The organism is Nocardia sp. NPDC057272, assembly GCF_042668615.1.
In the GTDB taxonomy this organism is placed as follows: Bacteria; Actinomycetota; Actinomycetes; order Mycobacteriales; family Mycobacteriaceae; genus Nocardia.
The window spans coordinates 13,097-38,336 of the sequence record NZ_JBHUYK010000015.1 but is presented as its reverse complement, the minus strand read 5'-3'; the positions used below and the strand labels follow the sequence as shown (position 1 = coordinate 38,336).

The window sequence follows — 25,240 nt, the reverse complement described above, 5'->3', positions numbered from 1 at the left end:
CTTTGGGCCTGGCCTTACACCCCGCGTGGGGGGGGCTGCCCCCGGGGCTCCCAACCGCCCCCGGGTCCCGCCGGCGGGCCCCCCCCCCGGCGGGCCCCCCCACGACCTGCACGAAGAACTCGTCGATCTGCCTGATCGCAGCGATGAACTGGTCGAGATCCACCGGCTTGGTGACGTAGGCGTTCGCATGCAGTTTGTAACTGCGCAGAATGTCTTCCTCGGCCGCCGATGTGGTGAGCACGACCACGGGGATGTGGGACAGCTCCGGGTCGGCCTTGATCTTCTCCAGCACCTGCCTGCCGTCGTACTTGGGCAGGTTCAGATCCAGCAGGATCAGATCCGGCCGTGGAGCGTCGACGTACGCGCCGGTGCGATAGATGAAGTCCAGCGCTTCCTGACCGTCCCTGACCACGTGCAGCGTGTTGCCGATCTTGTTGTCCTCGAAGGCTTCCCGCGTCATCAGTTCGTCGCCGGGGTCGTCTTCGACGAGCAGGATATCGACCGGCTGGCCGGGATCGGTCATGCGAATACCTCGTTCTCGATGGATGTAGCGGTGGTCGCGGGCGCTGCCGCCCGCAGGGTGAAGCACAGACGGGTGCCGTCACGGTAGTCGGTGTCGAGCCAGATCCGGCCGCCGTGGAACTCCACGATCTTCTTGCACACGGCCAATCCGATCCCGGTGCCGCCGTAGGCATCTCGCGGATGTAGGCGCTGGAAGATGACGAAGACCTTCTCCGCGAATTCGGCCGCGACGCCGATCCCGTTGTCCGACACCGAGAACTGCCATTCCTCTGCGTCGTCGACGTTGGGCGCGCACGCCACCCGGACCACAGGGGTCAGGCCCGGCGTGCGGAATTTGATCGCGTTGCCGATGAGGTTCTGCCACAGCATGATCAACAGGGTCGGTTCCCCGAGGAGCTCCGGCAACGCCGCCGGGCGCTCGATCACGGCCTCGGATTCCTCGATGGTCGCCGCCAGGGCGGCTATCGCCTCGTCCAGGGTCTGATCCAGGCCCACCGGCTCGGTGCCCTCCGACATCCGGCCGACGCGGGAGAAGGTGAGCAGGTCGTTGATCAGCACCTGCATGCGTTTGGCGCCGTCGACGGCGAAGTCGATGTACTGCTTGCCGCGCTCGTCGAGCTGGTCGCCGTAGCGCTTCTCGAGCAGCTGGCAGAACGAGGCCACCTTGCGCAGCGGCTCCTGCAGATCATGGGACGCGACGTAGGCGAACTGCTCCAGCTCGGTATTGGATCTGCGCAGTTCCTCGGCCTGGACGTCGAGATCCTGCTTCTGGCGCAGCAGTGCCGCCTCCTGGATGCGCGTGGAATCGAGCTCGGCGACGATGTGGTGGCGCATGTTCTCCACCGCCTCGCAGACCAACGCGATATCGGAAGGACCGACAGCCTCGATACGCGCGTCGAACTCCCCCGCCGCTACCCGCCGCGACGACTCGGTGAGATAGCCCAACGGCCGTACCACCAGTCGCCGTACCAGAACGGTGAGCAGCACCCCGGTCAGCAGAAAGACCGCGACGATGCCCGACAGCACGATGTTGCGGGTGGTGCGTGCGCTTGCCAGCTCGGCGGAGTCGCTGTCGACGACCGCGACGAGATGGTCGTTCTGCACCGCGAAGGTATCGCGCACGGCGTCGAAGAGCGCCTTTCGACGCACCGCTCCCGTGGCGGCGTCGGAACCGATGCCCGCGCGAGACGACACGGCCCCGGTCGCCGGGTCGGTGAAGTCGGCCTGCCACCGCTGGGCGGCGAGGTCGACAGCGGCGAGGTCGGCGAGCAATCCGGGGTGGGCGACGAGCAGCTCCCGTAAGCGGTCGGCAGCGCGTGTCTGCTCCTGACGCCCTCGGTCGTAGGGCTCGAGGAACTGCGGGTCCCCGGTGATGGCGTAGCCGCGGATGCCGGTTTCCTGGTTCAGCAGCGCACCCTGCAGCCGATGGGCTTCGGTGGCCGCGGGCAGAGTTTCTGCGAGCAGACGATCGGTGACCCGGCTGGTGTGCGCGATCACCTGCGCACCCGCCGCGGCACCGGCGACCACCACCAGGATCATCAGCGCGAACACGAGCTGGAACCAGCCCTGTGCTGTCAGCTTACGAATCGACCCCGCCCGGGCTGGTGTACTACTCGTCACGTTCCCCGCCTCGTCACATCACTCCACCGCAAATACAGGATGGCCACATCGTCATCCAAACCGCCTGCCGCCGAAGACAGTTCCGCCACCTGCCCGATCAGCGCGTCGACGAAGGACTCGGGCTGTCCGGTCGGCAGCGTCTGTGCCAGTTCGAACAATCCGTCCTCGCCGAGGCGGGTGCTGCCGTCGCCGACACGCCCTTCGAACAGTCCATCGGTGAACAGCATCAGCCCCGCCTGATCCGCCAGTGCCACCTCGTGCGCAGGCCACTGCGCGTAGCCCGGGACGAAACCGAGGGCCGGTCCGCCCGGCACCTCCACCCAACTCAGTCCGGCACCGGTGCACGACAGCATGCCGGGATGACCCGCGCGGCGCACCGACACCTGTCGGGTCGCCGGGTCGAGTACCAAGCTGGTAGCGGTGGCGAAGGTTTGCTGGTCGGCGCGTTCGGCGAGCAACACTTCCTCGAGCAGGTTCAGCTGCCTGGCACCGGTGACACCGCTGAGCACCAGCGTGCGCCACGCCAACCGTAACGCGACCCCGGTCGCCGCGGCATCGGGACCGTGGCCGGAGACATCACCGATGATGGCGTGCACGATGCCGGTCGGGTCCTGGACCACGTCGTAGAAGTCGCCGCCGAGCAGTGAGTGGTCACGGCCGGGTCGATACCTCGACACCACCTCCACCGCGGGGTCGGCACCCAACAGCGGGGTCGGCAACAGTCCGCGTTCGAGTCGGGAGTTCTCCTGTGCCCGCATCTGACTGGCCTGCAAGGCCGCGCTGGTGAGCTCGGCCTGCTTGCGCTGGATCGCGTAACGCACTGCGCGCCCGAACAATTCCGGGTCCACCCGGCCCTTGACCAGATAGTCCTGCGCGCCGGAGGCCAACGCGAACAGCCCGGTGCGCTCTTGGTCGAGCCCGGTCATCACCACGACCGGGACCTGATCGTTGCGGACGCGGATTCCTGCCAGCGCCTCGAGTCCGTGTGCATCGGGCAGATGCAGATCGAGCAGCACACAATCGGGGACGTCGGTGCGTAGGCGCTCGCCGGCCTCGGCCAGGGTGCGTACCCAATCCAGGTGCGGGCGCGGAGACAGATCGGCGACCATCTCTTCCACCAGCAAGGCGTCGCCGGGATCGTCCTCGACCAGCAGTATGTGGAGTTGACGCCGCGATCCGGGCCCGGCCGCGAAGAGATCGGCGTTCAACGCGTCACTGCGCACCACGACCACCGCCGGCACAGCCGAGAGTTGCCTGCTCGCACCACATCAGACTTCCCCTCCCCACCTGGACAGCACAAAACCCAGGGTGTGCACGAAAGCCTCCGATCACAAGCGCCCACGACGCGAACTGACTCCGCCGGCCGGTTGCTGGACCGAGAGGTAGTACCGGGGATGCTATCCGATTGCGCCGACACCCATGCCCACGCGGGATTTCGGCGTGGGCAATCGGTACCGGCTCCCCGGTGGCGTGTGGGTGAGCGAGTTCATAGAGCATGCGGCACCTTCGCGAGTAGGTTCTCGAGCATGGAGAACGACGGACCCAGCAGGACAGCCCTCGTCACCGCCTACGCCCGCGCCTATCACCAGATCGCTGACCGGCCACAGATCTTCACCGACCCCTTGGCGGCACGGCTGCTCGGCGTCACCGCGGAGGAACTGGCCGATCCGGGCACGCTCACCACCGATCATCTCGGTGACGTGGCAACTGATAGGGCCCGCCGCCTGTTCTTCGCCGCCCGCGCCCGCTTCGCCGAGGACGCCGTGGCCGCGGCCTTCGCTGCTGGTGTGCGGCAGGTCGTGATCCTCGGCGCGGGCCTGGACACCTTCGCCTATCGCACTACGTACCCGGACTTGCGTGTCTTCGAGGTCGACCATCCTGCCACCCAGGCGTGGAAACGCGAACGCCTCGCCGCCGCCGGAATCGACCGCCCGGAGACATTGACCTTCGTGCCGGTCGATTTCGAAACCCAGACGCTGGCGGCGCGATTGGAATCCACCGGATTCACACGCTCGGACCCGGCCGTGTTCGTGTGGCTCGGCGTCGTCTTCTATCTGACTCCGAGCGCCGCCCATGCCACCCTCGAATACATCGCTGCCCAGGCCCAGCCGGTCGAGGTGGTCTTCGACTACCTCCAGCCCGCGACCACCGACGAGGACCGTGCGGACCACCGGGCACGTGCCGATCGGCTGGCCGGCATCGGCGAACCGTTGTTCAGCTACTTCACCCCCGACGACATCGCCGCACAGCTGCGCGCCCTCGGATTCACCGACATCGAAGACCATTCCGCCCCTGAGCTCATCGGTGGCTACCTCGACGGATCCGGAAGGTTCGAGAGCGACTCGCCCCGCGCACTGCGCGCGAACCGCATTCTGCGTGCGAGCCGCTGAGGACTGCCCGCCGCGCCGACTTGCACCGCCCCGGCCGCCGTCACCGATGCGGTGGCTGTAGGTGGTCCTTCGCGAACACCGCCGTCACGTAGTCGACGAGGTGCAGGCGGAGGGCGGAAGGCCAGTCCGCCGAGCGATCGTCGAGGTCCACACCGAGCGCCTTTTCGACTTCCTGCAACACGAAGGGAAGCGGAATGCTCTCGCGCGAACAAACCTGTACCGCGTACTCCAATTGATCCACGACATCGTGGAGATGAGCGGTCTCGCTGTCATAAGATTCCGCGCCGGGAGCCGCAATGCGGCATTCAAGATTTCGTGAAACCCGATCGCCGCCTACGTCATCGCGCGATATCGGGGTACCACTGATGTTCTCGTCCATCGATCCCCCTGTCGAAGTAGTTCCCCGTCGATGGTCGACCGTACCCGATTATTCGCAGAAAATGGAGGGCCAAACCGGACATCTTATAGCTAATTAGTAGCTAACAGGAGCCGGTTTGTGAGCCGTAACAGAGAGCATGTGATCTGCGCGAGATCGGTAGCCGTCGGGGAGTCGGTTGCTGATCAGCCCAGGTGGACCCGTGATCCGATACGTTGCTGATGCCCTCGCCGACCAACCTCACCGTGTTGCCTCGACCCCGAGGAAGGCTGCCGTCATTATCGTGAACAGTTCTAAACTGTTCTTACAGTCGCGGCTCTTGTCGAGCGTCGAAGCATTTCTCTGCAAACTTCACAGCTTCGAGGTTTTGGTGTCGAGAATTTCCCACTACACACCGAAAAGGTGCCGGAATATTACGACTGAGCGGCCGTTCCAGACTGTCGAAAATTCGTCATACCGCACCGCCGATGTCCAAATATTCCACACCGCATCGAATTGCGAATTGCCCTGCGGTACAGTGCAACCCGACCTCTCCGTATCGAATATTCATACCGCACTACCCGCCCTGGCAAATGCCTGCTCGACATGCACCACGGACGCGACCGGAAGTCTCTTACAGAAGTCGTCCATGCCCAGCGTCGGTCACCCTGCAGTAACGGCAACAAGGCCCAGCGGTTGCACCTACACCTCCGCGGTCATGGCGGATCATGTTCGCGACCGGATTCGATTCGGATAGAAATCGAATTCCTACTTCCACCGGGCTCGAGCCACGACGGCATCGCCGCACAGCCGTCCCACGCTCACGCGAGTCAGGCGAGCACCGCGTCGATGAGGCGGCGTGCGGCAGCGTCGCAGCGTTGTTCGTCGTCGGTGACGAGGCGGTCGATCAGGATTCCTTTGAGGCCAGACGCCAGCACCGTGGCATCGACACGGGCATCGACGGCATCGCGACCTGCGCGAGCGAGCAGATCAGTCGCGTAGTCGACCCATGCCAGGATCGCATCGCGAGCGGCGGGCCGCTCCGCGGCGTCGTTGGTGAGACCAGCGGCGAGCAGGTGGTACATGACGGTGAAGTGTGTGCGCTGCTCGTCCGCCGTCATCGCCGCCCACGCCGATGTCGCCGCCTCGGCCGGACTCTGCTCGGCGGCATCGGCGAGTTGTCGTTGCATCTGCTGTCGATGTTCAGCGAACGCGGCGGACAGCAATTGCTCGCGGCTGCCGAAGTAGTGCACGAGCATGCGCGCACTCGTCCCGATGCGCTCGGCGAGGCCACGCAAGGTGAAGTCGACGAGGCCGTGACGTGCGAAGTCGTCGAGAGCGGCGTGGAGGAGCTCGTCGCGTCGGGTGGGGTTCGGAGATGTTCGGTCAGCCACCCCTTGACTGTAACATTTGTTACATCTAGAGTCGCCGGCATGGATGTAACAAATGCTTCATCGCTAGGTGCCGAGCCCACCGAGTACACAGCGTTCATGATGTTGACCGCGCTCCCCGCATGGCTGGCTATGAGCCGCCCGGAGCGTCGACGTATCGCCGACGCCGCCCTGGGCACCGCCCTGCGCGACCGGACGAAAACCACGATGCGGTTCTACGACGCCGAGGCCTTCAGCGCCCGGTCCAGCGACATCGCGGTGTTCGCCACCACCGACCTCGACGAGTACTACCTGGTGATCGAGCACCTGCGCGACTCGGCGCTGTTCACCACGCCCTACTTCCGACTCGAGGACCTGATCTTGTCCGTGGAAGACGGGCACAGGGCCGCCGAATGAGCAAGCAGATCGTCGCGCGCGCGGCGCTCGTCACCGGAGGCGGCAGTGGAGTCGGGTTCGCCTTCGCCCAGCAGCTCGCCGCCACCGGCTGTCACGTTCTGATCTGTGGCCGCGACCCCGACCGGCTCGCGAACGCGGCCGCGCGCATCCCAGGCCTGCGGACCATATCCGCCGATCTGGCCGTTCCCGCCGACGTGGATCGCGTCGCCGCGACCGCGGCCGGAATCGCCGGACTGGATTTGGTGATCAACAACGCCGGAGTCCAATTCGACCGGCAGTGGATGACATCGGACGCCGACGAACTGCTCGACGATGTGACCGAGGAACTGGCGGCGAACCTGATCGCGCCGCTGCGCCTGACCGCACGTCTGCTTCCCGCCCTGGCGCTCGCCCCGTCCGCGACCATCGTCAACGTCACCTCGGCGCTCGGGTTGGTGCCCAAGCGTTCCGCGCCGGTGTACTGCGCGGCGAAGGCGGGCTTGATCGCGGCGACCACCTCGCTGCGGTACCAACTCGCCGTAGACGCACCTACCGTGCGCATCGTCGACGCGATGCTGCCGCTGGTCGACACCGCGATGACCGCCGGACGCGGCCGGGGCAAGATCAGCCCCGACGCGGCAGCGGCGGCGGTTCTCACCGGGCTACACAAGCGGCAGGCGCACCGGATCCGAGTCGGAAAAGTCGGAATATTGCTCGGTATGCAACGGATATCACCGACACTCGCGGCTCGCGTGGTCGCGGACTGATCCTGATCGACCGACGCTTCGCGAAGTCCGAAGCGGGAACTTGTCAGATGCTACGTCCGCTCACTGCGCAGGCCGATTCTTTTGTGGCGTCAGCCGGGTCTACCTACTAGAGCCTGTCCGCACGACGAACAGGACTCCATCGTGTGCCCCGGAAAGAAAGGCCGATCGCCGATGAGCATTCCCATTACCATGCGTGCGCTGCAGCAGATGTCCTTCGAAGGTCCACAGGACATGCGCCTGATAGACCATGCGCCGATACCCCGCCCCGGGCCAGGCGAGGTTCTTGTCCGAGTCGCCGCCGCTGGAGTCAACTTCGCTGATATCTCGAAGTCCCACGGAGCATTTCGGGACGGCCCGCGACCGCCGTACCTGGCCGGTTTCGAAGCCGTCGGCGAAGTTGTCGCGCTCGGCGCGGAGGTTACTTACCCCGTGCCGGGTGCACGTGTTGTCGGTGTCGGGAGTGGCGCTTTCGCCGAATATGTGGCGCTACCCGCGGCGGCTGCGGTCGCCGTACCCCCCGGCTGGACGGCGCAGCAGGCGCTCGGATTGACAGTGAATTGGCCCACGGCGCTGGCCGCACTGCGGACCCTGGGCGGGCTCGCCACAGGCCAGACCGTGTTGATTCACGCTGCGGCGGGGGCGACCGGCCAGGCCGCGGTCACCATCGCCAAGCACTATGGGGCGACGGTCATCGCCACCGCTTCGCCGGCCAAGCACGAGGCAGTTCTGGCGTTGGGCGCCGACCACGTCTTGGACTCCCGCGGTGACGACCTCGCCGCCGAAGTATCAAGAGTGACCGGCGGCGCCGGCGTCGACCTGGTGTTGGAGTCGGCGGGCGGAGCGACGTTCGAGGCCAGTCTGGCAGCGGCCAAGCGGATCACCGGTCGGGTCGTTGTTTACGGGCTGGCGGGCGGGCAGGCGGCGGTCAGCAATTGGGAACTTGTGTACAAGCATCAGGTCCAGCTCATCGGGCTCAATATCGGCGTGCTGATCCAGGCCGCACCGCAGATGTTCGGCGAAATCATGGGTGAGCTGTCCGCGCTCATCACAGCCGGGGTGCTCACTCCGATCCAACCCACCGTCTACGACTTGGCCGACGGTCCGAAAGCGCTGGGCGAACTGGAGACCAGAGCGACCGTCGGCAAACTGGCCCTGCTGCCATGACCTGCGAACGCTGTATCCACGTGGACTCGGTGACCTCACACGAGATGGAAGCCGCCGTTCGACAAGGGAAGATAGCTAGGGTGGCCGTGTGACATCGCACCCACGGGGCGCACCGGATCACGACCGGTTCACCATCGAGACCCATCGGTTTCGCAGAGAACTGCTGGCGCACTGCTACCGCATGGTCGGGTCGGCCAATGACGCCGAGGACCTCGTGCAAGAGACCTATCTGCGGGCGTGGAAGGCCTACTCGGGATTCGAGGGCCGCGCCTCGGTTCGGTCCTGGCTCTACAAGATCGCCACAAATGTGTGCCTTACCGCTCTGCAGCGGCGTCGGATCCGAGTGTTGCCGTCGGGTTTGGGCGGACCCTACGACGGTCCCGATCGTGCGCCGAATCCGATTGCTTCGGAAGAGATCTCGTGGCTGGGTCCACTACCGGACGGGTGGATCACACCACCTGATGGCGATCCGGCGACGATCGTTGTCGCACGCGAGTCGCTGCGGCTGGCACTCATCGCGAGCTTGCAGCATCTGCCCGCCCGCCAGCGAGCGATGCTCATCCTGCGCGAGGTGCTCGCATTCTCCGCCGACGAGACCGCGGAGATCCTCGGAACCACCACTGCGGCAGTCAAGAGCGGGCTGCAACGAGCTCGCGCCCGCCTCGACGAGGTCGAGCCCGAGCCGGAGAATCTGCTCGAGCCGGCCGACCCCCGAGCACGTGCGCTGCTCGACGGTTACATCGCAGCCTTCGAGCGTTCCGATGCGAGTCTGCTGGAGCAGGTGCTGCGCACCGATGCCACCCTGGAAGCGACGCCGTTCGGCGATTGGCAAGCGGGCAGGGCGATGTGTATCCATGTGCTCGGCACGTACGTACTCGGCACATCCGGTGACTGGCGGATGATCGCCACTACCGCGAACGGCCAACCTGCCGCTGTGGTGTACCGCAGGGACACGAGCGGAGTGCTGCGAGCGGACGGTGTCGTGGTGCTGGCGCCCACTACCGCCGGTATCGCACGGGTGGTCAAGTTCCATGCTCCCGCGCTGGTCCCGATGTTCGGCTTCCCCCGGGTGTTCGCAACCTGATCCGCGAGGAGAGGAATCACGCACACCGGAACCCGTGCACCGATCGCTCGGGATGATGCCCAGGGGGAGCCCCAGCACCACAATGGCAGCGTCAGCCGCGATTGCCGGCCGGTGATGTGCCCGATGCCCCGGCCCCACCCCTGCCGATGTGATGCCTACGGCTTGGCCGACGAGTTGCTCAGTGGTGCGGTGTGCGTTTCGGTCGGCCCCCCTGTGTAGTCGGGCAGCTCGATACCGTTGATCGCACGCTCGATCAGCGCGAGGTCCCATTCGACGTCGGGCCCTGTGCCCGGCTCGGCCTCCGGCGCGGGGGCGATGAGGCTTCGCGCGTGCAACCGGCCGATCTCCTGGTTGGCCTCGACGAACGAGCGCATCCGCCGCTCGTAGGCGGCGTACCCGGTCTCCGGGTCCCATCCTGCGGCAGCTAGCTCGCCGGCCAGCAGGTAGGCGCCGACCAGAGCCAGGCCGGTACCTTGCCCCGACATCGGCGACGAGCTGAACGCCGCGTCCCCGAGTAGCCCCACCCGCCCGCTCGACCAGCGCTCCATCACCACCTGGGCGACCTGGTCGAGATAGAAGTCCGCAGTGTCGTCGAGATGGGCAAGGATGTCGGATGTCAACCAGCCCATTCCGCTCATCCGCTCGCGCAGCAAACGCTTCTGGGCCGCGACGTCGCGGTAGTCGACGTCGAAGTCGCCCGAGCTGAAGCAGAGTACGGCCATCGCCTGGGCGGCGTCTCGGATGGGCCGCAGGCCCGCGGATCGCCCCGACTCCCGGTAGTCGATCAGCCAGCGGTCCAATCCGAAGTCGTTGGGGACACTGTAGAAGGCCAGCACGAGCCCCAGATGGCGAACGAACCGCTCATGTGGGCCGAAGACCATTGCTCGCAGCGCCGAATGTAGTCCGTCTGCCCCGATCACCAGGTCGAAGCGGCGCGGGTCGCCGCATTCGAAGGTCACGTCGACCCCGTCCGCGTCCTGGGCGAGGGCGGCGATCCGGTCGCCGAAGATGTATTCGACGCTGTCGCGGGTGTCGTCATAGAGCACCTGGGACAGGTCCCCGCGCAGGATCTCGATCTCGGCGATGTACCCGTCGCCGCCGTCGTCGCCCACCCTGAAGGTCTCCAGGATGCTCCCGTCCGCGTCCACGGTGTGCGCGCCTGCGGTCTCGGTGCAGGCCGCGCGCACCTGCGCGTCCAGCCCCATGCGCCGGATGACCTCCTTGGTCACCCCGCGTGCGTCTACCGCCTGCCCACCTGGACGCAGCCCGGACGCCCGCTCCACCACGGTCACCTCTGCCCCTCGCCGATGTAACCAGTGGGCCAGCGCGGGCCCCGCGATGCTCGCCCCCGCTACCAACACCCGCGGGTGTGCGGGGTCGGCGGTTTGCTCGCGTATCTGGGTCGCGTGCTCGTGTGCAGGGCTGTCGAAGTTCACCGGTGCCTCCGTGTGCTTGTTCCCGCGCGGGAACGGCCCCGGCGCAGACACACCGCAGTCGGGTGTATCCACCGATACCGACGACAGATCCACACGAAATTCATCGGTGCGCCGCGAACGTGTCCGTGCTCGCGCGACAGGCGGCTTCGAGTCCGCCTACGCGACGGATCACGGCGCCTTTCGCGAGCTGGTGACGGTGGTCGATTCGACCAGAGGAATGAAGAGTTCGTCGGCAATCGCTCGAGGATCGACCTCGTCCCTGTAGTGGAGAAGGTCGTCGATGATCATCGCGATGGGTAGGCGCAACAATCGCGGGCTGATTGCGGCCAGATCCATACCCGCGGCTTGCACGGCTTCGCCGAGTTGGGTGATCGCGTCGTCGGCGAACTCGGGGCGCAGCCGGTTGGTCAACTCCGGGTCCACACCGGTCAGCACCGACAAACCCTCATATCGAGCGATGACCCCGGTGAGTACTTGAAGTACGTCGTCACGCAGATTGCCGGTCGGTGCCGGACGCCCCAGCCGGGGGACTCGTTGCTCGATGACAGCGCGAATCAGATCGAACTTGTCGGGCCACCGTCGGTACAGCACCGATTTCGCCGCGCCTGCGCGCTCGGCGACGCCGGCCATGGTCATCTCGCGATAGCCGACTTCGACCAGTTCCGCCCAGGCCGCGTCCAGGATGGCCCGCTCCAGCGCGGCACCTCGCCGTCGTGTCTGCATCACCCCCAATAAGCTACCCGAGTTGCTTAGAACTTTCAGTGCTTGCTACCTTCAAATAAGCAACTTCAGTTTCTTATGGGTGGTGAATCATGGCGATACTCGACGTGCCCGGCGCGCAGATCTACTACAAGGTTCGAGGCGTCGGCCCTGCGCTGTTATTGCTCCCCGGAGGTGACGGCGATGCTGATGCGTGTGACGCCCTAGCCCTGCATCTGAAGTCGGACTTCACGGTGATCAGCTTCGACCGGCGCGGCCTGTCGCGCAGCACGGGACCGGCTGACACGTCGGGTCCACGAACGCACGCCGACGATGCCGCGCTGGTACTGGGCGCGGTGACCGACTCCCCGGCGCTGGTATTCGGCACCAGCATCGGTGCGATCATCGCGCTGGAACTCGCGGCGCGCCACCGAGAACGGGTTCGGACAGTGATCGCTCATGAGCCGCCGATAGCAGCCTTGCTACCCGATTCCGAGCGTGCGCAATTGCTTCAGTCCCAGCTCGACGTCGAAGACGCGTACCGCCGCGACGGCATCGCCGCGGCGATGGCGCTCCTCGTCAAGATCGCGGGGTTGGACATCGTCGACCGCGACCCCGATGTGCCTGTGGCACTGCCGAATCCAGGCCGGATACGCAATCTCGAACATTTCCTCGCCCACGATGCGCCGGCAGTGCGCGAATATCGTCCGGACACCGTGGCACTCCGCGCTGCTGCCGACGTGATCACCCCGGCAGCGGGCGCCACCAGCGTCGGCCCGGTGCCACACTGTTCCACGGCCCTGGCCGAGATGCTCGGCCGCGAAGTCGAGACGTTTCCCGGCGGCCACAACGGACCGCTTTTTCGGCCACGGGCCTTTGCCGACCGCTTGCGAGGGATCCTGCGCTCGATCTAGCGCGCTGGCTGACTTTGTGCGCAGGACAGCGCACGCAAGACCTGGATCCGAGGTCTGGAGTAGGTGCACCACTCGGCTTCCGAACTTGTGTCATCTCACCGCCCTGCACTACTTCACCGCGTTGACCGCCGGCGACCTCAGCACATGCGCTATGTCGCTGATGACGTCATCTGCGACACACAAACCAGGCGCGTGAGCGGCTCCAGAGCATACAGGCAGTTCATCTCACAATGCCTACCCGTGATACGAGGGGCAATGTTGGTCGCGGGCGCAGACCGTCTCGTGGTCGACAAAGACAAGATCGTCAACATCGTGACCGTTGTCGACAGGGTTCCATATCAGGCGGGGCCTACTCGATAGTCCACGAACGCAGGAGACCTGCAATGATCGGATGCAACGAATCAGCCAATGGCGTTGCCCCGATGAGTACTTGGCGTTGGATCAAGCCTTCGATCATGATCACCACCACCTCGGCGGTGATCGCGGGATAATCGTGATCCATCGCAGTCACGATATTCGCGGCGAACTCCACGAACGCACCACGGTGCGCATCGAACTCCGCACGGATCTGCGGATCGACTTGGGCCTCGGCCAACAACATATGCCGGGCAACGACACGCTGCCGAGCCGGAGGAGCCGTCATTTCCTGCACGAACGCGCTCATGCGGTCAACTACGACGGCCATGGGAATCTGCGGGGTGCTGATCAGGTCGGCGAAATGAGTGGCGGCGACGACCCCGTCGCGGGCGAACAGCTCGTCCAGCGCCAAACGGACCAGGTGCGCCCGGGTGGGGGCGTGATAGTTCACCGCGCCGCTGCCGAATCCGGCGGCGGCGTCCACCGCGCGGTGAGTCAGCCCGCGAAGACCCTGTTCAGCGAGAACGTCGATCACCGCGGCGGCGATCACCTGCCGCCGTGCAACCTTGGTGCCGGTGTCGGTGGCCTTGATTCGCGCCATGGGACCACACAGTAGCGGCACCTGCCATCGACGCCGCACCACCCAGCCCAGCGCCGACAGCCGGCGGCGGATTCCTATCAGCTGGTGATGTGGTGTTCGACCTCGCCGATACCATCGAGAGTCAAAGTGAGGACATCCCCCCGCTCGAGCCAGTTACCGGTTTCCATACCGCTGCCGCCGGGCAGAGTGCCGGTTCCGAACAACTCTCCAGCAAAGAGATGTTCGCTGTGGGAAGCGTGAGCGAGGACTTCACCGAGGCTCCAGCACATCCCAGCGCTCGATACCGTGGTGACGGTATCGCCGTTGATTCTGACCGACCCGGTGAGGCTATCGATGCGCGGCAGGATTTCGTCCGCGGTCACGGCGGTCGCCGACATCGAACTGGCGAAATGCTTGGATTTCTGTGGCCCGAACCCGCTGGCCATTTCGGCGCGCTGGATGTCGCGCGCACTGAAGTCGTTGAGCAGGACGAAAGCGCCGATCGCGGCAGTAGCCTGCTGCACGGTCGCACAGTACAGAGGCTCGGCGAGAACGAATCCGATCTCGAGTTCGTAATCCAATGCCGACGAGTAGGCCGGAGCACTGATCGGGGTTCCCGACGGAACGAATGTCAGATGATTACCCATGTAGTAAATCGGCTGCTGATAGAACAACGGCTTCGGCTTGAACAGCGGAAAGCTCCGACCACTCAGCCGCTCGACCGCAGCAGCCAACCGGTACTGCGCCGGATGGAATCGGCGCACCAAACCACGGCTGGCGTCGATATTGTGCTGCTCGAACAACATGAAGTCGCGAAACGATGCCGGGTTGAAAGGCAGCAACAGCTCGGACTCGCTCAGGTGCCGGTTCGCGACGCCGAGCTCCCATTGATCACCGAACACCTTGCCCGCCACCGGTTCCGGATGCGCGGACCACTGCCCGTCACGGAGACACTGTGTCTGCAAACCATCCTCGGTCCGAACCCGACGCAACTTCATCGACGATCCTCTGTTCGTTGTGGCCGAAGGTCGGCGCGCGTGCATCTGGGCACCGGATGCCACCTCCGCACGTTGTCATACTTCACAGACCTGCCCCAAGGCTTCGGTAGCTCTTCTCCATGACCATAGGGTCTACGGATGCCGAGCCAACCAGAAACCAATCGGCGCCGCGCAATTCAGGTGGCGGCGGTTGTCGGCGCGGGCCTGGCGCTGTCCGGTCTCCCAGTCTCCGCCACCGCCGATCCGAACGTGCGATACCGTGGGTACTCTGCCGAGGACCGTGCCAAACCGTACGCGAAATACATGGCCGCGCACACCGCGCCTGTCCTGGCTTCGGTCGCCGCGGCCTATCACTGCGGCCCGACGCCATCGGAGCAGATTCCCGAGTTCTCCGCACTCCCGAGCGACCTCTCACCACACGGTGTCGCCGCGGTGGAAACCGGCTACGGACACACCGCATCCGGCGCGATCTGGGTCGCGGTACATACCGAGATGCAGGGCGTCACCGCCGCCATGTGGGATTGGTGGTTCGCCTGGCACACCGTGGAATCCGCGCGCTACAAACTGTGGCACCCCGACGCTCACCTCTACTGCGGAATCGCCCGGGACCGGTCGGCTGACCACATTTCCGACCGCGACAAATACATCGGCAACATCACCTATGTCGACGAGTACATCGGCCCGAAACTGCAGCAACTGGCGATTGCCTTCACCGACCCTCTTGCACACGGCTTCGATGTCCCCGATCAGCACACGATCATTCTCGGCAGGGTCGGCAGCATCGTTGCGCCGGTCGACCTCGGGTGGCTGGCACATCAGGTCAGGCCGATCCCCGGGGGATGCGAAATGCGCAGCCGCTTCTACCTCAATCTCCACGGCCTCCACCAACCCGACCTGTTCCGAGCAGCGCAAGCGATCGAACGCGGGCCCGCCGTCGATCCCCGAGACCTCGTCCTCGACGTCGAGCTCGCCCGGGAACTACTCCTGCACTGCGGTCAGGAAATGAACCATCTGGCCGGATTTCTGCCGCGGCTCTACCACGAATTCGCCCGCTGACACCGATCGAAAGCCGGTTCAGCTCAGGGCGACTCCGAGTTCGGCTGCGAAGGTCTTGATCATGTGTTGGACGCCGATTTCGTTGCGGCCGATGATCATGTGGTCATGCTGGCCATGACGAACACCTTCGCCGCACTGGGGCAGCATGGCGAAGTCCTCGTCGCGGACCGCGGCGTGGACTTGGGCGTAAATGGTGTCGTAGACGGCGCGCTGCTCATCAGTCGTGGCGGGGATCTTGGCCATCCAGCTGTGGCGCACGGTACAGCGGGTAGGCGCACCGGCGGGCAGCATGTCGAGGATCTCCACGCCGACAGGGCTGTTGGCCAGGACCAGGTTCGGGTAGATCCAGTAGATCACGCCCATGTTCATCAGGGGATCCCAGGAACCGGTGGGATCGGTGTCGAGCGCGGTGATCCAGTTGAACGGGAATCCCATCCGGTGGTGGCGACCGAAGGCGTCGTGGGTCGAGGTGTTGGCGACGGTATTCTGGCCGATCACGCTCTGGCCGTGGACGAACGGGAAGTGATAGCTCTCGGCGAAGGCTTCGAGCGCGCCTTTCCAGCTGACCTCGGAGGTGAACTCGCGCTCGTCGTGGTAGCCGTAGGAACCGTAATCCAGTTGCGCCAGTTCAGGTCCCATGTCGCCGAGGTGAGCGTCGATGTCGATCTCACCGTCGGCGGAGAGTACCGCCCAGATGAAGCCGTGACGTTCCTGGCTGGGTAGTTCGACCAGGCCGTAGTCGCCGCGGTCCATTCCGGTGAAGCCTTCCTTGCCCGGCACTCCGGTCAGCTCGCCGGTGTTGCGGTAGGTCCAGGCGTGATACGGGCAGGTGAAGCGCGTTGCGTTGCCGGATCCGCAGGCCGGTTGCGCGCCGCGATGACGGCAGTAGTTCAGCAGCACGTGCGCGGTGCCGTCGCGATCACGGGTCACCAGCAATGAGTCGCCGAGCACGGTGCGCACCACGTAGTCGTTCGGTTCGGGGATGCGCGCGGAGGGCACGATCATCACAGGCGTGCGGCGCAGGATCTGCGATTCCTCCACCTCGGCGATCTTCGGGTCGCGGTAGTAGTGCAGCGGCACTCGTAGTGCGGTCGGCGCCATGTCGGTGGTCCGGTCGAGCACCAAGCGCAGCGCGCGGCGGGTCAGGTCCTCGGTCAGCCCGACGGCGCCGGGTTCGATCTGATTCATCATGACAATGACCATACATATTGCTCAATCTGTATGGTCTGTTTCGGTTGAACGGGTTACGCGGTCCCCCGACGAAGTCGATAGAGTCGGCGAGAAACACAGCTGCCCGAAGGGACTCGATGCGCACCCATGGCTGGTCCGGCACCACTCCGGCCGATGACACCGAGGCCATCGAACGCATCATCGCCGCCGCGCGCACTGCCATCGAACGCAGCGGCGGGGATTTCACGATGGCCGAGATCGCCCGCGACCTCGGCGTCACCCGCCAAACGGTGTACCGCTATTTCGCCAACGCCGATGCGCTGCTGACCGCCACCGCTCTGGCCGAGACCGGACGCTTCCTCGATGTCCTCGCCGCGCATCTGGACCACATCACCGATCCAGCCGAGGCCGTGGTCGAAGGCATTGCCTACACCCTCGAAAGTCTCGCCGCCGACAGATATCTCGGATTGCTACTGAGCCCCGGCCGCGCCGGTGTCTTTTCCCCTGGCGTCACCTCAGACACCGCGCGGGCCTTCGGCCGCTCGATTCTCGAACGCTTCGCCATCGATTGGGAACGCGCGGGTATCGCTGACACCGCCCTCGACGAGCTGGTCGAGCACATGCTGCGCACCGTGCAATCGTTCGTCATCGACCCCGGTCGCCCGCCACGTCAAGGCGTCGCGCTGCGCGCTTATCTCACTACCTGGATCGCCCCGGCATTGCGTGAGCTGCGGCCCTGAGTGTGAAGTGCGCGCTTCTACTCGTTCGCGCGGCTGCGAACGACCCTTCTCCTCGATCTGCGCGAATCTCTGGCCGCTCTCCGGTCGAGCACCAACCATGGATGCGGAGATTCGTTGTCGCCACCCATCGATCCGAGGACGCCGCCATGACCGTCACAGACGAATACCTCAGCAACAACGCCGCGTACGCGGCGCAGTTCAGCGGCCCGCTCCCGCTGCCGCCCAGCAAGCACGTCGCGGTGGTGGCGTGCATGGACGCCCGCCTCGACGTCTACCGCATCCTGGGTCTACGCGACGGTGAAGCCCACGTCATCCGCAACGCGGGCGGCGTGATCACCGACGACGAGATCCGCTCGCTGGCCATCAGCCAGCGACTGCTCGGCACCACGGAGATCATCTTGATCCACCACACCGACTGCGGCATGCTCACCTTCACCGACGACGATTTCAAACGGGCGATCCAGGACGAGATCGGCATCAAGCCGACCTGGTCCGCCGAAGCCTTCGGCGATCTCGACGAGGACATCCGCAACTCGCTGCGCCGCATCGAACGCAGCCCCTTCATCACGCGCACCACCTCCCTGCGCGGATTCGTCTTCGACGTCGCGACCGGAAAACTGAACGAAGTACTCGACTGATCATCGGTGTGACTGCCCGAGTGGCCGAGATCGGGCGCGCTGCTCGGGCTCCGGCAAAAGGCCTGAGATGAGCGAGCCCTCCCCCGCCGACGCGCGTCGCGTCGCGATCGTGACCGGCGCCGCGTCCGGTATCGGCCGAGCCACTGTCGAGTTGTTCGCCGAACGCGGGCACGACGTGGTCGCGGTGGATATCTCCGAGCACGGCCTGACAGGATTCGGCGACGGCGTCGTGACCCTGGCCGGCGACGTGTCGTCCGACGCGGCGAACCAGGCCGCGGTCGACGCCGCGCTGGGTCATTTCGGCCGGCTCGACACCATCGTCCTCAATGCCGGAACCGGCGGCACCCCGCCGCTCGAGGCCGCCGATGCGGTGCGCACGGCCGACCGCATCCTCGATGTGAACCTACTCGGGCCGATTCGCGGGCTGCGAGCGGCGATTCCGGCGCTGCGTCGGTCAAGCGGTTGCGCGGTGTTGACCGCATCGGTGGCCGGTTTGCGCGGCGATGCGGGAAACTGGGCCTACAACGCGTCCAAGGGCGCGTTGATCAACCTGGTCCGCGCGGTGGCGATCGACTATGCCGCGCAGGGGATTCGGATCAACGCCATCGCACCCGGGCTCACCCGCACCGGCATCACCGCCGGCGTACACCAGGACCCCGCACTGCTGACCGCGATCGAACGCCGGATCCCGCTCGGACGGTTCGCGGAACCACGTGAACAGGCGGAGGCGATCTGGTTCCTCGCCTCGCCCGCCGCCGGCTATATCACCGGCACCACCCTCGTCGTCGACGGTGGCCTGGACGCCAACCTCGGCATTGTGCCGCTGCCCGGCCAGTTCTGAACGAGCGGCGCCCCTTCCGAATTTCTGTCGACTGCCGCGATTCGCCCTGTGGGACACGCTGTTCCAGTAGTCGACAACAAAAGCCAGGGCCGCTGGCCAGGGGAATAGTCGCGTTCGGGATCGCCGGGCGCGGTTGCTCGATAGGGTCGGCGCAACGATCGAGCTGGAGGTGAACGTGGGAATCAAACAGCGGGCCACGGTGCAGATGAGCGCGGACGAGATCGCGCAGTTCCTCGACCGCAGCAGGGTGCTCACCTTGGCCACCCTGGATGCCGAAGGCAAACCGCATCTGACAGCGATGTGGTTCGGGCACATCGACGGCAAGATCTACGTCGAGACCAAGGCGAAGTCGCAGAAGGCGGCCAATCTGCGCCGTAACCCGACCCTCACCTGCATGGCCGAGGCGGGCGACACCTACGACCAGTTGCGCGGCGTCTCGATCGAAGGAACAGCGCATCTGATCGAGGACCCCGCCGACGAGGAGTACTGGAACGCCGGAATCGACGTCTTCCGCCGCTACGTCGGTCCCTACACCGAGCAGGCTCGTCCGCTGGTCGAGTCCATGATGCACAAACGCATCGTCGTTCGGGTCGAGCCGACGCGGATCCGCTCGTGGGACCATCGCAAACTCGGTCTGCCCGCCATGCCGCTCGGCGGCAGCACAGCTGGCGTTCAACCCTGATCTGCGCTCCTCGGACGAGCACAATGAAGGGGTCCGCCTCTCGACCACATCTTGGAAGACGTCTGTGGCCGGGTGATCGTCACCGTGCCGGAACAACGGTAATCGAACGGAGAAGCGCCGATGACCGACGCCGATTACATCGTGGTTGGAGCCGGTAGCGCCGGTTGCGCAGTGGCTCGCCGACTCGCGGAAAGTGGCGCGTCCGTCGTGCTGATCGAGGCTGGGTGCGCAGACGACAAGGGCATCGCCAAGATGCTCTTCCAGATTCCCGGTGCTATCAACGTCATGCACTCCACGCCGCAGTTGAAGAAGCTGTTCGACTGGGGTTCCAAGTCGATACCGCAGCGCTGTGCGCTCGACCGCACGATCCCCATGACGCGCGGCCGGGTCCTGGGTGGTTCGAGTTCGGTCAACGGCATGCTCTTCGTCCGCGGCAACAAGAAGAACTTCGACGACTGGGCGGCTGAGGGCTGCGAGGGCTGGGACTACGCCGGTGTCCTTCCGTACTTCAAACGGCTGGAGGACTGGGAGGGCGGCGCCAACGACTTCCGTGGTGCCGGTGGCCCGATCAAGGTCACCCGCAAGAGCGATCTCACCGAGGCGGCCCGGGCGTTCATGGGAGCGGCGACCGAGCGCCTGGGTGTGCCCGCCATCGACGACTACAACGCGGAAAGTCAGGAAGGCGTCGCGGTCTTTCAGCAGAGCGCCGCGAAGGGATTGCGGTACTCCACTGCGCAGGGCTACATCCATACGGATCCGCTCCCGAACCTGCTGGTTCTCACCGAGACGACGGTCATCAGGATCGTCGTCAACGGCTCGCGGGCCACCGGCGTCGAGATCTCGGTCGAGGGTGGCAAGCAGATTGTGCACGCCTCGCGCGAGGTGATCCTCTCGGCGGGCGCGTTCGGGTCGCCGCAGATCCTCCAACTGTCCGGAATCGGTCCCGCCGCACACCTCGCGCAGCACGGGATCGCGGTGCACGCGGATCTGCCGGTCGGCGACAACCTGCACGACCACCTCTTCGTCCCGCTCTCGTACACCATGAAATCGGCGGTGCGGCGACCGACTCCGTCGTACTTCTTGCGCGGACTCCTCGCGGAGAAGCGCAGGCCAGGAAGCTCGTGGGCGGCCGGATCATCGTTCGAGTCCGTCGCGTTCGTGCGCACGTCGTTCGCCCAGGACATTCCCGACCTGCAACTGCTCAGTCTCTACTGGGTCTACCCCTCGCCCAACCAGGACTCCGACAAGCGGGTCGTACCGCCGACGAAGAAGCCGGGGCAGAGTGTCTTCCCGACGCTGATCTACCCCGAGAGCCGGGGCACCGTCAGGCTCTCCTCGGCGGATCCGACTGCGGCTCCACTCATCGACCCCGGGTACCTGAGCGTGCCCAAAGATGCGGACGTGCTGCTCGAAGGCATCGCGATGGTGCGCGAGATCATGGCGGGAACCGGCGACAACGCCGGCGAGATCAACCCCGGAGCCGAGTTCGCCGACGACGCGTCGCTGCGCGCGGAGCTGCCGAACCGAATCCACACCGTGTACCACCCGGTGGGCTCGGTACGGATGGGAGTCGACGAGCGTGCGGTCGTCGATCCGACGTTGCGGGTTACGGGCATCGACGGTCTGCGCGTCGCGGACGCGTCGATCATGCCGACCATCATCGGCGGGAACACCAACGCGCCCTCGATCATGATCGGCGAGAAGTGCGCGGACCTGATCCTTCGACCCTGAGCGGTGCCGTATCGGCCGCATCGATATGCACGCGGTTGGTTCTGTCGCCGAAGGGAGGACAATGGACGGTGGGTTGACCAGTTCGTACGCACCGTCAGGAGCACGCGATGCTACACAGCCACCGAACGTTCTCCCACTTGCTGCACGATATGGGTGAGCAGTCTTTCGACGACCTTCGAGTGCGCCATGCGGCCTGGGTCGCGCGGTGGGTAGGCCACGGTGCCGCCGCTCCGCTGCACTTCGACGACCTCACCGCAGTTGCCGACCGTCTCGAGGCCAGAGCCCTGCCCGCCGGATCGGTGATGTTCTCGGCGGACCAACCGCCGGACGGGGTTTGGATCGTGCGGCAGGGGCAGGTCGAACTGTCCGTCGGGTCGGGCACGCAGCGTGCTGTGGTCGGCAGGCTGGGTCCTGGCGATGTCGACGGCGATATCGCGCTGGTGCTGGAGGTGCCTCTGGCATACACCGCGCGCACGCTCACCGAGGCGCAGTGCCTGTTCGTCTCCCAGCGCAATTTCGACACGTTGCTCACCACCCACCCCGAGATCGCTCGGCGCTGGATATCCAGTGTGGCGCAGCGGGTTACGACGGTCCAGAGCCGGCTGACGGATATGCTCGGCCGCCCGCTCCCGGTCCAGGTGGCTCAATTGCTTCTCGACGAAGCCGTCGACGGGTCGGTTCAGCTGGACCAGCGCACGCTCGCCGCCATGCTCGGTGTGCGGAGCGCGTCGTTCCACAAGGTCATCGAGGAATTCGAGCGACACCGCCTGATCACCATCGGCCCGGAGAGCATCGGCATCGATGACGGCGACGGATTGCGGCAGCTCACAGCAAAATTCCACAGCCACTGAGCAGCCGACCGGTGATGACCGGCCGGGACAATACTGGTCTGCGTAAAAACCTTTCCGCAGTTAACTATTCGGAATAGATATCTAATTGCGGATAAGGATATTCTTGTCACACTCGGATCGGCGATTTCAACAACAGAAAGACAAGAGCGGGTTATATTTTCTGAACACCCATTTTTTAGCGGTTCGACCTCCCGTCTTACCGCTGCTCGACATTCCCTGGAGATCGCCATGATATCGACCTCTTCCTTGTTTCGTGCGGGCTTTATCGCCCCGGTTGCCATCGCGACCGTCTTTTGTTTGGCCGCACCGGTAAATGCCGCCCCCGTCAGCGTGAACTGGAGCTGCCGGGGCACGGTCCTCGGTATCGGCCAAACCTCGAGCATGAACACCTCGGTTACCGGCACCGCGCCGAGCTCGGCGGCGTCGGGTTCCGCGGTGGCCATCACCATCACACCGGGCGCCTCGTCGGTTCCCAGTTCGGCTTCCGGATTCACCGTGAACAACATCAGCAACCTGAAGATGACCATTCCGACTCCGGCGAATTCGACAGTGGTCTCAGCTACCGCCTCCGGGGGCACCGTGGCGGGCACCGTGGCCACGTCGGGCGGGAATGTCGTACTGACCGTGCCGGGTCCGATCGCCGGCGGTACCAGCTTCACCCCACCGGCGGTGACCATCAACGTCACCGCCGGCGCCGCCGGAACACCGATCACCAGCAAGTACGCGGGGACCAGCTACACCAGCCCCGGTATGACCATGACGACCAATGTCTCATTTGTCGGTAATGTCGCGACCTCGTGCTACCCGAACCCGTCCCCGACCCTGACCACCACAGCTGTCGTCTGAGTCCGCACCCGAGTGCCGCCGGATGATGACCGGTGTCCGCGCCGGCGGCCTGTGGTGAACGTCCCGGACCGGGTTGCCTCAGCATCCCGGTCCGGCCCCACCGAGCCGCACCGGGCGGCCACCACTGCTGATTGTGGTTGCCCTGCTTACGGTTTGGTGCAGCGGAGCCACTTCGACCGATTTATCCGATGCGCGGTACCACCTCGCCCGGTGTGTCGTACAGTGCATGTCCGGCACAGCCACGGCCGCTTCGACGACCGGAGCGGTGCCGCTTTCGTGATGTTCGTCAGCCGCGGTTCGGGCCGCCGGTCGATCGATTGACAGGAGCGCCCATGCCCACCTCGAGCACCCGGCGGCAGTCCCTGCTGCCGCGGCCTGCGGCGGCCATCGACTCCGCCGCGCTCCCCGGCTGCCCCGAACAGATCCGGGCGCTCAGCAACCGAGCAGGCCCTGATCGGTGACTTGTGCTGAGCGGTTCTATGTTTCCAGTGATCGATGGGAAAGCCCGTGTGCCCGACAACAAGCGAACCCGCCCGGATCTCGGTCGAGCTCAAAAGGGCGCTGGAGTTCTATCACGGAAGCGTCGAGGACCTGGTCCGCGAATTGATCAGAGTACTGGGCGTGAACGAGACCGATCGGCGTGCACTGGAGATCGTCCTGCTCGAGGAGAAGTCCACGACGCCGGGCAGGCTGGCCGAAAGGCTCGGCCTCACCGCCGCCGGTGTCACGATAATGCTCAACCGGCTGGAGAAGCAGGGCTACATCGCACGGTCGCTGCACCCGACCGATCGTCGCCGCGTCATTGTGATGGCCACCGAGCTCGCGGCCGATCGGGTACAGGAACTCGTCGTTCCGATGATCGTCGAGAGCTACAAGATGTTGCTGAATTATTATGACGCCGCCGAACTGGAAATAATCGCGGACTTTCTCACCCGTGCGGGCGAACTGCAACGAATTCACCGGCAACGGCTGCGCGAGGTGGATCCCTACTCGCGCCCCTGAGAACACACACGCCGGTCGGCGTATTTCGAGGGAGAAAGCAGGAATCGAATGCGAACCTTCGACAACAGCGAAAACCCGGTGGCGGAGCCTGCCACCGATACCGAGCCTCGACCCCAGATTGTGCGACGGTGCGGCCACCCGCCGGCGGCGCGATCACCGGACCGGTTCCGGCGGCAGATGTCGCGTGCCGGGGTGGCGGCCGCGTTGGCGATGACGGTTATCGGGACGACGCTCGTGGTGCGGGCAGATTCGAGCCCGCCGGTGCGGGCGACCAGTGCGGGGGCTTTCGCGGGCGAACCCACCGCACGAATTTCCGGCTACAGCGCCGGCCGAAGCCTGTCCCTGGCGACGATCACGAGCACACCAGCGGACAACCCGAGCGAGGTCGCCGTGCCGGTCGACGTCTCGGGCGGCTACCCCGCTACCGATGCCGAGTCCGCCCCACCGGGCGCCGATTCCCCGAGCACGACCACTGCGACCGAAACGACAACAGCCATACCGACGGATACCGCGACAGCGAACTCGCCGGCTGTTTCGGTGAGCGCGAGTTTCTCCGCCACGGCCAGCCTTTCGGTCCAGGACACCGCCGATGTGCCGGACCCGGGTGCCGTCACGTCGACCTCGACATCCACGGTGACCGTCGCGATGACTCCGACTGATACGTCGACGATCACGGTGACAGCCGAACCGAGCACGGTGACGGTGTCGGCTGATCCCTCGACCATCACCGTCACCTCCACCACAGTGCCGGGCACCACCACGACAGCACCGCCCAGCACCACGACAACGACCGATCCGGCGAGTTCGACCTCGACATCCCAGCCACCGGCGATATCCACGACACCGGCGGCGCCGACGACCACATCGGCGCGGTCGACAACGACCACGTCACCGACGACCACGCCCCCGCCCACGACGAAGCCGCCGCGTCCGACTCCATCGATCGCCCGTCCATCGGCCACTCCACCGAGGTGACGGCAGCGGGACGATCGGTCCTGCCGCGCACGGCCTTGCGGTCCGGTTCAGCCGGC

General features: G+C 65.4%; 26 protein-coding genes and 1 pseudogene. 16 read left to right on the top strand and 11 right to left on the bottom strand.

Annotation, left to right across the window (positions count from 1 at the left end):
* Positions 1–91 precede the first annotated feature (91 nt).
* From ACFULV_RS20485 to ACFULV_RS20475, 3 genes and pseudogenes are all read right to left on the bottom strand, one after another.
* Positions 92–523, bottom strand: a pseudogene (locus ACFULV_RS20485) (response regulator); the annotation flags it as partial.
* The gene (locus ACFULV_RS20480; protein WP_378658795.1) at positions 520–2,142 is read right to left on the bottom strand and encodes a CHASE3 domain-containing protein; all 1,623 of its coding nucleotides are present in this window, start codon (positions 2,140–2,142) and stop codon (positions 520–522) included. The gene ACFULV_RS20480 and the pseudogene ACFULV_RS20485, both read right to left, overlap by 4 nt.
* Entirely contained in the window at positions 2,139–3,383 is a 1,245-nt protein-coding gene (locus ACFULV_RS20475; RefSeq protein WP_378658792.1) for a PP2C family protein-serine/threonine phosphatase, read from the bottom strand. The genes ACFULV_RS20480 and ACFULV_RS20475 overlap by 4 nt, the downstream gene beginning before the upstream one ends.
* Positions 3,384–3,668: 285 nt before the next feature.
* On the opposite strand from ACFULV_RS20475, the gene ACFULV_RS20470 reads away from it, so the two are divergent.
* Positions 3,669–4,532, top strand: coding sequence for a class I SAM-dependent methyltransferase (locus ACFULV_RS20470; protein ID WP_378658789.1), 864 nt, complete (start codon positions 3,669–3,671; stop codon positions 4,530–4,532).
* A 40-nt stretch (positions 4,533–4,572) separates the two neighbouring features.
* Here ACFULV_RS20470 and ACFULV_RS20465 read toward each other — a convergent pair whose 3' ends face one another.
* Both ACFULV_RS20465 and ACFULV_RS20460 read right to left on the bottom strand, forming a co-directional pair.
* A complete protein-coding gene (locus tag ACFULV_RS20465) occupies positions 4,573–4,911 on the bottom strand; it encodes a hypothetical protein (protein ID WP_378658787.1) in 339 nt (112 codons plus the stop codon).
* 806 nt (positions 4,912–5,717) lie between these two features.
* Positions 5,718–6,281 carry a TetR/AcrR family transcriptional regulator gene (locus tag ACFULV_RS20460; RefSeq protein ID WP_378658785.1) on the bottom strand — a complete coding sequence of 188 codons (564 nt, stop codon included), beginning with the start codon at positions 6,279–6,281 and terminating at the stop codon, positions 5,718–5,720.
* Between the two features lie 39 nt (positions 6,282–6,320).
* Between ACFULV_RS20460 and ACFULV_RS20455 the strand changes: the two genes are divergently transcribed.
* From ACFULV_RS20455 to ACFULV_RS20440, 4 genes are all read left to right on the top strand, one after another.
* Positions 6,321–6,674 carry a darcynin family protein gene (locus ACFULV_RS20455; RefSeq protein ID WP_378658782.1) on the top strand — a complete coding sequence of 118 codons (354 nt, stop codon included), beginning with the start codon at positions 6,321–6,323 and terminating at the stop codon, positions 6,672–6,674.
* The gene (locus tag ACFULV_RS20450) at positions 6,671–7,420 is read left to right on the top strand and encodes an SDR family NAD(P)-dependent oxidoreductase (protein ID WP_378658780.1); all 750 of its coding nucleotides are present in this window, start codon (positions 6,671–6,673) and stop codon (positions 7,418–7,420) included. The genes ACFULV_RS20455 and ACFULV_RS20450 overlap by 4 nt, the downstream gene beginning before the upstream one ends.
* A gap of 171 nt (positions 7,421–7,591) precedes the next feature.
* Positions 7,592–8,584, top strand: a complete 993-nt coding sequence (locus ACFULV_RS20445) for a zinc-binding dehydrogenase (RefSeq protein WP_378658778.1) — start codon at positions 7,592–7,594, stop codon at positions 8,582–8,584.
* A gap of 88 nt (positions 8,585–8,672) precedes the next feature.
* On the top strand, positions 8,673–9,668 hold the full coding sequence (locus ACFULV_RS20440) for an RNA polymerase subunit sigma-70 (protein ID WP_378658775.1): 996 nt from the start codon (positions 8,673–8,675) through the stop codon (positions 9,666–9,668).
* 155 nt (positions 9,669–9,823) lie between these two features.
* On the opposite strand, the gene ACFULV_RS20435 is transcribed toward ACFULV_RS20440, so the two are convergent.
* Both ACFULV_RS20435 and ACFULV_RS20430 read right to left on the bottom strand, forming a co-directional pair.
* Positions 9,824–11,104, bottom strand: coding sequence for an FAD-dependent monooxygenase (locus ACFULV_RS20435; protein WP_378658772.1), 1,281 nt, complete (start codon positions 11,102–11,104; stop codon positions 9,824–9,826).
* Between the two features lie 168 nt (positions 11,105–11,272).
* Complete coding sequence (locus tag ACFULV_RS20430; protein WP_378659052.1) at positions 11,273–11,827, bottom strand: TetR/AcrR family transcriptional regulator; 555 nt, start codon at positions 11,825–11,827, stop codon at positions 11,273–11,275.
* Positions 11,828–11,916: 89 nt separating this feature from the next.
* On the opposite strand from ACFULV_RS20430, the gene ACFULV_RS20425 reads away from it, so the two are divergent.
* Positions 11,917–12,717, top strand: a complete 801-nt coding sequence (locus ACFULV_RS20425; protein WP_378658769.1) for an alpha/beta fold hydrolase — start codon at positions 11,917–11,919, stop codon at positions 12,715–12,717.
* A gap of 349 nt (positions 12,718–13,066) precedes the next feature.
* On the opposite strand, the gene ACFULV_RS20420 is transcribed toward ACFULV_RS20425, so the two are convergent.
* On the bottom strand, positions 13,067–13,624 hold the full coding sequence (locus ACFULV_RS20420) for a TetR/AcrR family transcriptional regulator (protein WP_378658766.1): 558 nt from the start codon (positions 13,622–13,624) through the stop codon (positions 13,067–13,069).
* 128 nt (positions 13,625–13,752) lie between these two features.
* On the bottom strand, positions 13,753–14,652 hold the full coding sequence (locus ACFULV_RS20415) for a fumarylacetoacetate hydrolase family protein (RefSeq protein WP_378658764.1): 900 nt from the start codon (positions 14,650–14,652) through the stop codon (positions 13,753–13,755).
* 138 nt (positions 14,653–14,790) lie between these two features.
* Here ACFULV_RS20415 and ACFULV_RS20410 point away from each other — a divergent pair, with 138 nt between their 5' ends.
* Positions 14,791–15,708, top strand: a complete 918-nt coding sequence (locus ACFULV_RS20410; RefSeq protein WP_378658761.1) for a DAPG hydrolase family protein — start codon at positions 14,791–14,793, stop codon at positions 15,706–15,708.
* A gap of 18 nt (positions 15,709–15,726) precedes the next feature.
* Here the strand turns inward: ACFULV_RS20410 and ACFULV_RS20405 are convergent, their stop codons facing one another.
* Positions 15,727–16,896: an SRPBCC family protein gene (locus tag ACFULV_RS20405; protein ID WP_378659049.1), complete on the bottom strand. Its 1,170-nt coding sequence runs from the start codon at positions 16,894–16,896 to the stop codon at positions 15,727–15,729.
* 119 nt (positions 16,897–17,015) lie between these two features.
* On the opposite strand from ACFULV_RS20405, the gene ACFULV_RS20400 reads away from it, so the two are divergent.
* The 9 genes from ACFULV_RS20400 to ACFULV_RS20360 all read left to right on the top strand — a co-directional run bounded on the left by ACFULV_RS20400 (position 17,016) and on the right by ACFULV_RS20360 (position 24,209).
* The gene (locus tag ACFULV_RS20400) at positions 17,016–17,618 is read left to right on the top strand and encodes a TetR/AcrR family transcriptional regulator (RefSeq protein WP_378631396.1); all 603 of its coding nucleotides are present in this window, start codon (positions 17,016–17,018) and stop codon (positions 17,616–17,618) included.
* 146 nt (positions 17,619–17,764) lie between these two features.
* Positions 17,765–18,256, top strand: a complete 492-nt coding sequence (locus tag ACFULV_RS20395) for a beta-class carbonic anhydrase (protein ID WP_378658760.1) — start codon at positions 17,765–17,767, stop codon at positions 18,254–18,256.
* Between the two features lie 67 nt (positions 18,257–18,323).
* Positions 18,324–19,097, top strand: a complete 774-nt coding sequence (locus tag ACFULV_RS20390) for an SDR family NAD(P)-dependent oxidoreductase (protein ID WP_378658757.1) — start codon at positions 18,324–18,326, stop codon at positions 19,095–19,097.
* A 175-nt stretch (positions 19,098–19,272) separates the two neighbouring features.
* Positions 19,273–19,779: a pyridoxamine 5'-phosphate oxidase family protein gene (locus ACFULV_RS20385; protein WP_378658755.1), complete on the top strand. Its 507-nt coding sequence runs from the start codon at positions 19,273–19,275 to the stop codon at positions 19,777–19,779.
* 120 nt (positions 19,780–19,899) lie between these two features.
* A complete protein-coding gene (locus ACFULV_RS20380) occupies positions 19,900–21,510 on the top strand; it encodes a GMC family oxidoreductase (RefSeq protein WP_378658752.1) in 1,611 nt (536 codons plus the stop codon).
* Between the two features lie 149 nt (positions 21,511–21,659).
* On the top strand, positions 21,660–22,361 hold the full coding sequence (locus tag ACFULV_RS20375; protein ID WP_378658750.1) for a Crp/Fnr family transcriptional regulator: 702 nt from the start codon (positions 21,660–21,662) through the stop codon (positions 22,359–22,361).
* Positions 22,362–22,658: 297 nt separating this feature from the next.
* Positions 22,659–23,207 (top strand): hypothetical protein, encoded by a 549-nt coding sequence (locus ACFULV_RS20370; protein WP_378631387.1) that lies wholly within the window; start codon positions 22,659–22,661, stop codon positions 23,205–23,207.
* Positions 23,208–23,539: 332 nt separating this feature from the next.
* On the top strand, positions 23,540–23,668 hold the full coding sequence (locus ACFULV_RS20365) for a hypothetical protein (protein WP_378658748.1): 129 nt from the start codon (positions 23,540–23,542) through the stop codon (positions 23,666–23,668).
* Positions 23,669–23,702: 34 nt separating this feature from the next.
* Entirely contained in the window at positions 23,703–24,209 is a 507-nt protein-coding gene (locus ACFULV_RS20360) for a MarR family winged helix-turn-helix transcriptional regulator (protein WP_378631385.1), read from the top strand.
* Positions 24,210–24,622: 413 nt separating this feature from the next.
* On the opposite strand, the gene ACFULV_RS20355 is transcribed toward ACFULV_RS20360, so the two are convergent.
* The gene (locus ACFULV_RS20355) at positions 24,623–25,171 is read right to left on the bottom strand and encodes a hypothetical protein (protein WP_378658745.1); all 549 of its coding nucleotides are present in this window, start codon (positions 25,169–25,171) and stop codon (positions 24,623–24,625) included.
* Positions 25,172–25,240: the final 69 nt, after the last annotated feature.